This window comes from Bacillus sp. FJAT-29814, from assembly GCF_001510715.1.
Taxonomy (GTDB): domain Bacteria; phylum Bacillota; class Bacilli; order Bacillales; family Cytobacillaceae; genus Neobacillus.
In genome coordinates, this window is the sequence record NZ_LMTJ01000008.1 from 510930 (window position 1) to 518183 (window position 7254).

Consider the following 7254-nt stretch of genomic DNA (forward strand, 5'->3'; position numbering starts at 1 on the left):
TAAAGGCTTTTTCCTTAACAAATGAGGAGGGGTGCCAATTGATGCTAGAAAAGACAACGCGAATGAACTATTTATATGATTTTTATCATTCGTTATTGACCCCAAAGCAGCAAAGCTATATGTCTCTCTATTATTTGGATGACTACTCCCTTGGTGAAATTGCCGGAGAGTATGATGTCAGCCGCCAGGCGGTTTATGATAATATAAAAAGGACAGAGGCAATGCTCGAGGAATATGAGGAAAAGCTATTATTATTTCAAAAATTTCAACACCGTTCCCGGCTTTTGCGAGATTTAAAGGATTTACTGAGTGAGGAGACTCCCTCAAAGCAGGCAATGCTTGAACTCGTTGCCGAACTTGAAAATTTGGATTAGGAGGCGGCATGAATGGCATTTGAAGGATTGGCCGACCGACTGCAGAATACGATTCAGAAAATCCGCGGCAAAGGAAAAGTCTCTGAGGCGGATGTAAAAGAAATGATGCGTGAAGTCCGTTTAGCGTTGCTAGAAGCGGACGTCAACTTCAAGGTCGTCAAAGACTTTGTCAAAAAAGTCAGTGAACGTGCTGTAGGGCAAGAGGTTTTAAAAAGTTTAACTCCCGGCCAGCAGATCATCAAAATTGTTAACGAAGAGTTAACGGAGCTAATGGGCGGTGAGCAAAGCAAAATTGCCGTTTCAAATCGCCCGCCAACCGTAATCATGATGGTTGGTTTGCAAGGTGCCGGTAAAACAACGACTTCCGGAAAGCTGGCAAATCTGCTCCGGAAGAAGTATAACCGAAAGCCGATGCTCGTTGCAGCCGATATTTATCGTCCTGCTGCCATCAAGCAGCTGGAAACACTCGGTAAGCAGCTGGGAATGCCGGTATTTTCTCTAGGTGACCAGGTTAGTCCGGTGGAGATTGCCAGGCAGGCAATCGCCAAAGCCAAGGAAGAACATCATGATTATGTCCTAATTGATACCGCCGGCCGTCTTCATGTCGATGAAGCCTTGATGAACGAGCTGAAGGATATCAAAGAATTGACCAAACCTGATGAAATTTTCCTTGTCGTGGATGCAATGACCGGTCAGGATGCCGTCAATGTCGCGCAAAGCTTTAATGAACAGCTTGGGTTAACCGGGGTGGTCCTGACAAAGCTTGACGGCGATACCCGAGGCGGAGCAGCGCTGTCGATTCGGTCCGTTACCCAGACACCGATCAAATTTATCGGGATGGGCGAAAAAATGGATGCGCTTGAGCCGTTTCACCCGGAACGAATGGCCTCCAGAATTCTCGGTATGGGAGATGTGCTGACATTAATTGAAAAAGCACAAGCCAATATTGACGAGGAAAAGGCAAAAGAATTGGAAAAGAAAATGCGGACAGCATCGTTTACCTTGGACGATTTTCTTGACCAGCTTGGACAGGTCCGCAATCTTGGTCCACTCGACGAGTTGTTGAAAATGATGCCGGGTGCCAATAAAATTAAGGGCTTGAACAATATTCAAATTGATGAAAAGCAAATCGCCCATGTTGAAGCCATCATCAGATCGATGACAAAAGAAGAAAAGATTCAGCCGGAAATCATGAACTCAAGCCGCAAGCGCCGGATTGCCAAAGGCAGCGGCCGCACTGTAGCCGAAGTAAACCGTCTGTTAAAGCAGTTTGAGGACATGAAGAAAATGATGAAGCAAATGACCGGCATGCAGCAAAAGGCCAAGAAAAAAGGCGGGTTTAAATTTCCTTTTAAACCGTTTTAATTAGTAAAAACTGGAAATAATAGTGCGTAAAGAAAAAAACCTTTACAAACTAAAAAACAATTGGTATTATACTATCTTGTGTGAAACTATTCGGAGGTGCTTATTTAAAATGGCAGTAAAAATTCGTTTAAAGCGTATGGGAGCTAAGAAAACTCCTTTCTATCGTATTGTAGTAGCAGATTCTCGTTCACCACGTGATGGACGTTTCATTGAAACAGTTGGAACTTACAATCCAGTTGCTGAGCCAGCAAAAGTTGAAATCGATGAAGAATTGGCTCTTAAGTGGTTACAAGACGGCGCTAAGCCATCTGACACAGTACGTAACCTGTTCTCAAAGCAAGGCATTATGGAAAAATTCCACAATGCAAAATTAGGCAAGTAATCGTGTAACCTACGATGAAACAGCTAATCGAAACGATTGTTAAGCCACTTGTTGATTTTCCTGAGGATGTCCTCGTTGAGTCATTCGAGGAAGAATCACGAATCACCTACCATTTGACGGTGAATAAAACGGATATTGGCAAGGTGATCGGCAAACAAGGGCGTGTTGCAAAGGCCATCAGGACTGTTGTTTACGCAGCAGGATCATCACAACATAAGAAGATTTTCTTGGAAATTGGTGAATAGCTTTTTGCATCTAGAGTAAAGGGAGGGGATTTATGAACCTCCCTTTTTTGCTATCAGGAAAGCAAAACTCTAAAAAGGAGACAATGACATGCAGCTGATTCAGACTGTTGTGGTGAAACAAATTTTAACGGAAAATAGCAAGGAGCACCTATTTACGCAATTCCATGACCGGAAGCTTCAATATCAAAAAGAATCCGACCAGCTCCAGTTTGAATTAAAACGCTTGGAAAAGTCGAAAACCTTTTCCCAGGCAGCGCTAAAAAGCCATTTTGAAAAAGAAATCCAAATGCGCCGGGAAAAAATAAAGCTGCTTGAGTTTCAAATCGAACAATTACATATCCTACCGATAGGCAGTGAATTAAAAGAAAAGGAAATGCAAGCCTTGGTTGAAGTGAATGTGGGAGATGTCTGGAACCCGTCACAAACTCCCACGATCATTATTAAAGATGGCAGAATAGAGGAAATTAGATAGAAGGTGAAACGATGGAAAAATGGTTTAATGTCGGAAAGATTGTCAATACACATGGAATAAGAGGAGAGGTTCGGGTGGTCTCACGGACTGATTTTCCTGACCAGAGATATAAAACCGGGAATAAATTGTACCTGTTTCTCCCCAAAGCTGACGAACCACTCGAATTAACAGTGAAAGGCCACCGTACCCATAAAAATTTTGACTTGCTCATGTTTGAAGGATACGAAAATATTAATTTGGTCGAAAAATTCCGGGACGGTATACTGAAAGTGCCCCAGTCTCAATTGGCTGAACTTGAGGAAGACGAATTTTATTATCATGAAATCATCGGCTGTCTAGTGGCCACAACAAAAGGTGAGGAATTAGGCAAAATTACCGATATCCTGTCCCCGGGTGCCAACGATGTCTGGGTAGTGAAGGGAAAGGGCGGGAAGGAAATCCTGATCCCTTATATCGAAGACGTTGTGAAAAAGGTAGATGTAAAGGAAAAAGTCGTGTTAATTGAGCCGATGGAAGGGCTCTTGTCATGATGCAAATCGATATTCTTACGCTTTTTCCGGAGATGTTTACCGGTGTGCTCGGCTCTTCAATCTTGGCTAAGGGTGCCGAAAAATCGGCTGTGCACTACAACGTCGTTAATTTCCGCGATTTTGCCGACAACAAACATGCAACCGTTGATGATTATCCGTATGGCGGCGGCGCGGGCATGGTGTTAAAGCCGCAGCCAATCTTTGATGCGGTGGCATCGCTTCGGGAGCAAGCCGGAAATAAAAATCCGAAAGTCATTCTCCTTTGTCCCCAGGGAGAGCGGTTTGACCAAAGAAAAGCCGAAGAATTAGCAAAGGAAGACCATCTAATCTTTATTTGCGGCCATTATGAAGGTTATGACGAAAGGATTAGAGAGCATATTGTTACCGATGAAATTTCGATTGGCGATTACGTCCTGACCGGCGGCGAACTTGGCGCCATGGTGGTCATTGACAGTGTGGTCCGCCTGCTTCCTGAAGTGTTGGGGAATCAGGAATCGCATATGAAGGATTCCTTCAGTACAGGACTACTGGAACATCCGCATTATACACGGCCGGCGGATTTTCGCGGCATGAAGGTGCCGGACGTACTGATGTCAGGGAACCATAAATTAATCGAGGAATGGCGCAATAAAGAGGCATTACGACGGACGCTTGTAAGAAGGCCGGACCTGTTGGATAAAATTGACCTTACATCACAGCAGAAAAAATGGCTGGAGGAAATAAAAAAAGAGTCACAGTAGTATTGCGGCTGCATAGCAAATGTGGTATGATACTTCTTGTGACTTGAACTGAAATGTCAGTTTTGGGTCCGATAACGATGTTCCGCTGCAATTTTATTGATTATTCGTTTTGCAAGAGCATCTGTTGGAAGGAGTTGAAAACGATGCATAAATTAATTGAAGAAATCACTAAAGAACAACTTCGTTCTGACCTTCCTTCGTTCCGCCCTGGTGACACTGTACGTGTACACGTTAAGGTTGTTGAGGGTACTCGTGAGCGTATTCAGTTATTTGAAGGTGTTGTGATTAAGCGTCGTGGTGGTGGAATCAGCGAAACATTCACAGTCCGTAAAATTTCTTACGGCGTTGGCGTTGAGCGTACATTCCCAGTACACACACCAAAAATTGCGAAGCTTGAAGTAATTCGCCGCGGTAAAGTTCGCCGTGCTAAGCTTTACTACTTGCGTGAGCTTCGTGGTAAGAAAGCTCGTATTAAAGAAATCCGCTAATATGAAAAAAGAGAGCTTGCTTGGCAAGCTCTTTTTTCATACATAACAGACGATTCATTAGTAAAAACGGGTCGGTAAGCCTGATTTTTGTAAACTATTTTTAAAGTTTGAATAAAAATCACACTCCCATCGTGTTTAATATGTTTAATTTATGTAAAATAGACATTATCAAAGATTTTTTTGCAGGATTGGTGGGGACTTGGAATGGCTAAAAAGAAAAATGAATTTTGGGAATGGACAAAAGCGCTGTTAATTGCTGTCGCCCTTGCGGCGATCATCCGCTATTTCTTATTTGCTCCGATAGTGGTCGACGGATTGTCTATGATGCCTACGTTAAAAGATCAGGACCGAATGATTGTCAATAAGTTCAGCTATAAGATTGGCGAACCAAAACGGTTTGATATTATCGTGTTTCACGCACCCGAGCAAAAAGATTATATCAAACGCGTTATCGGGCTTCCAGGTGATAAAATTGAGTATAAAGATGATACTTTGTATGTAAATGGTAAAGCATATGAAGAGCCCTATTTAGAGGAATACAAAAAGCAGGCGCAGGATGGGCCTTTAACAGACAATTTCACTTTGGAAGAAACACCAGTCGGTCAAATGACGGTTCCTGAAGGAGAATTATTTGTGATGGGTGATAATCGCCGCTTTAGCAAAGACTCTAGGCATATTGGATCCATTCCAATGGAAAAGGTAATTGGCAATACCAGCATTGTTTACTGGCCAATAAAGGATGCTCACATCGTCACTTCTAAATAAAATGTGTTTAAGCTTTAAAAGGAGGTGGCAGCTTTGACGATTCAATGGTTTCCTGGCCACATGGCTAAGGCTCGCAGAGAGGTCACGGAAAAATTAAAATTAGTTGATATTATTTTTGAATTGGTGGATGCAAGAATCCCCTATTCTTCTAGAAACCCAATGATTGACGAAATTATTCAACACAAGCCGCGGCTTGTATTGTTAAATAAGGCGGATATGGCGGATAAAGAGGTAACAAAGCAATGGATTGCCTTCTTTGCCGGGCAGGGTGTCAAAGCCTTGGCGGTAAATTCCCAGGCTGGCGAGGGGATGAAGGACATTGTCAAAGCCTCACAGGAGATCCTAAAAGAAAAGTTTGACCGGCTAAAGGCCAAAGGCGTTAAGCCGCGGGCGATCCGAGCCATGATTGTCGGGATTCCGAATGCTGGGAAATCAACGCTGATTAACCGCCTGGCTAAAAAGAATATTGCCAAAACAGGTAATACTCCTGGAGTGACAAAAGCCCAACAATGGATAAAAGTGGGCAAAGAATTGGAACTACTTGATACACCAGGGATCCTCTGGCCCAAGTTTGAAGACCAGGAGGTCGGAGTGAAGCTTGCGATTACCGGGGCAATTAAGGACACGTTATTAAATCTGCAGGATTTGACTGTCTATACACTTAGATTTCTGGAACGTGAGTACCCTGAACGCCTCCAGGAGAGGTACAAGCTTTCTGAAATACCGGAGGATGTCGTAGCCCTGTTCGACCATATCGGCACGCTTAGAGGCTGCCTGATGGGCGGAGGCGTGGTCGATTACGATAAGGTAGCGGAACTGGTCATCCGGGAAATCCGTACCGAAAAGTTTGGCCCGCTGACATTTGAAAAACCGGAAGATTACCAAACAGAGATGGACAATAAGGAATAAAACACGCCCTCCGAACTGGGGGGCTTTCCTTTTTAAAAAAATGGTAAGGTGAATGACATGGAAAAATTGGCGATTGCAGAAATTGAAAAACGGCTGGCAGCATTGGATGAACAATCACACCCTTTTATTCTTGAATTGGAGAAGGATGACCGCAAAGGTGTCCAAACCATTCTGACAAGATGGAAGAAAAAACAGCAGCAGGAAAAGCGGCAAAAAGAAAAATTTTTCGAGATGACACAATACGAGCGCAACTGCCGTTCACAGGGCTTCAAGGCTATTGCCGGGGTCGACGAAGTGGGTAGGGGGCCGCTCGCCGGTCCGGTAGTTGCAGCGGCGGTGATCTTGCCGGAGGATTTCTATTTGCCGGGACTGAACGACTCAAAACAGCTATCTGAAAAAAAACGCCAGGAATATGCTGGAATCATTAGAACTGAGGCAACCGCAGTCGGGGTGTCGATGATTCATGCCGAGGAAATCGATGACCTTAATATCTATCAGGCCACAAAGAAGGCAATGAAAACGGCGATTGCTTCATTAGGGCACAACCCTGATATGGTCTTGATTGATGCAATGAAATTAGAACTTCCATTTGCTTCGGAATCGATTATCAAAGGCGATGCCAAAAGTATCTCAATTGCAGCCGCTTCGATTGTGGCCAAGGTGGCCAGGGACGAGTGGATGAAGGAGCTTGCCGGCCGCTACCCTGAATATCGCTTTGACCAAAATATGGGGTATGGAACAAAAGAGCATATCGAGGCGATTCAGAATTTTGGCGTGACCCCTTATCATCGAAAAACATTTGCTCCCGTCAAAGACTTTATTTATGGCGATTTATTTAATCAAAATACATAAAAATCTGCCATTAATTCCAAAATAATACAGGCGAAAGCCTGTTTTTATTATCAGATTGTTGAGAAACCTAACTCTACGGCTTAGAAATGAAAACCTTTTTTCAATTCTTGAAGATTTCTTTTAATAAAATAT

At 43.5% G+C, this 7254-nt stretch carries 11 protein-coding genes; all 11 read left to right on the forward strand.

The features are described from left to right. The first annotated feature begins 41 nt into the window (after positions 1–41). The 11 genes from AR334_RS22735 (at position 42) to AR334_RS22785 (ending at position 7122) form a co-directional block, all read left to right on the forward strand. A complete protein-coding gene (locus tag AR334_RS22735; protein ID WP_066318653.1) occupies positions 42–374 on the forward strand; it encodes a putative DNA-binding protein in 333 nt (110 codons plus the stop codon). Positions 375–386: 12 nt separating this feature from the next. Beyond that, entirely contained in the window at positions 387–1739 is a 1353-nt protein-coding gene (gene ffh / locus AR334_RS22740) for a signal recognition particle protein (protein ID WP_066318494.1), read from the forward strand. A 109-nt stretch (positions 1740–1848) separates the two neighbouring features. Next, positions 1849–2121, forward strand: coding sequence for a 30S ribosomal protein S16 (gene rpsP, locus AR334_RS22745; protein WP_066318498.1), 273 nt, complete (start codon positions 1849–1851; stop codon positions 2119–2121). A 14-nt stretch (positions 2122–2135) separates the two neighbouring features. Further along, a complete protein-coding gene (locus tag AR334_RS22750) occupies positions 2136–2366 on the forward strand; it encodes a KH domain-containing protein (protein ID WP_066318505.1) in 231 nt (76 codons plus the stop codon). A gap of 88 nt (positions 2367–2454) precedes the next feature. Then, positions 2455–2838, forward strand: a complete 384-nt coding sequence (locus AR334_RS22755; RefSeq protein WP_066318508.1) for a YlqD family protein — start codon at positions 2455–2457, stop codon at positions 2836–2838. 11 nt (positions 2839–2849) lie between these two features. Further along, entirely contained in the window at positions 2850–3368 is a 519-nt protein-coding gene (rimM, locus tag AR334_RS22760; protein WP_066318511.1) for a ribosome maturation factor RimM, read from the forward strand. After that, positions 3365–4108, forward strand: a complete 744-nt coding sequence (trmD, locus tag AR334_RS22765) for a tRNA (guanosine(37)-N1)-methyltransferase TrmD (protein WP_066318514.1) — start codon at positions 3365–3367, stop codon at positions 4106–4108. Before rimM ends, trmD begins: the two co-directional genes overlap by 4 nt. Positions 4109–4251: 143 nt before the next feature. Then, positions 4252–4596, forward strand: a complete 345-nt coding sequence (rplS, locus tag AR334_RS22770) for a 50S ribosomal protein L19 (protein ID WP_066318517.1) — start codon at positions 4252–4254, stop codon at positions 4594–4596. 204 nt (positions 4597–4800) lie between these two features. After that, positions 4801–5361: a signal peptidase I gene (gene lepB, locus AR334_RS22775; RefSeq protein WP_066318520.1), complete on the forward strand. Its 561-nt coding sequence runs from the start codon at positions 4801–4803 to the stop codon at positions 5359–5361. Between the two features lie 33 nt (positions 5362–5394). Further along, positions 5395–6270 (forward strand): ribosome biogenesis GTPase YlqF, encoded by an 876-nt coding sequence (gene ylqF, locus AR334_RS22780; RefSeq protein WP_066318523.1) that lies wholly within the window; start codon positions 5395–5397, stop codon positions 6268–6270. Positions 6271–6327: 57 nt separating this feature from the next. Further along, complete coding sequence (locus tag AR334_RS22785) at positions 6328–7122, forward strand: ribonuclease HII (RefSeq protein WP_066318531.1); 795 nt, start codon at positions 6328–6330, stop codon at positions 7120–7122. Positions 7123–7254: the final 132 nt, after the last annotated feature.

Coding starts and splice junctions, on each gene's coding strand:
- AR334_RS22735 (WP_066318653.1), top strand. CDS start 42: ATGCTAGAAAAGACAACGCGAATGAACTATTTATATGATTTTTATCAT.
- ffh (WP_066318494.1), top strand. CDS start 387: ATGGCATTTGAAGGATTGGCCGACCGACTGCAGAATACGATTCAGAAA.
- rpsP (WP_066318498.1), top strand. CDS start 1,849: ATGGCAGTAAAAATTCGTTTAAAGCGTATGGGAGCTAAGAAAACTCCT.
- AR334_RS22750 (WP_066318505.1), top strand. CDS start 2,136: ATGAAACAGCTAATCGAAACGATTGTTAAGCCACTTGTTGATTTTCCT.
- AR334_RS22755 (WP_066318508.1), top strand. CDS start 2,455: ATGCAGCTGATTCAGACTGTTGTGGTGAAACAAATTTTAACGGAAAAT.
- rimM (WP_066318511.1), top strand. CDS start 2,850: ATGGAAAAATGGTTTAATGTCGGAAAGATTGTCAATACACATGGAATA.
- trmD (WP_066318514.1), top strand. CDS start 3,365: ATGATGCAAATCGATATTCTTACGCTTTTTCCGGAGATGTTTACCGGT.
- rplS (WP_066318517.1), top strand. CDS start 4,252: ATGCATAAATTAATTGAAGAAATCACTAAAGAACAACTTCGTTCTGAC.
- lepB (WP_066318520.1), top strand. CDS start 4,801: ATGGCTAAAAAGAAAAATGAATTTTGGGAATGGACAAAAGCGCTGTTA.
- AR334_RS22785 (WP_066318531.1), top strand. CDS start 6,328: ATGGAAAAATTGGCGATTGCAGAAATTGAAAAACGGCTGGCAGCATTG.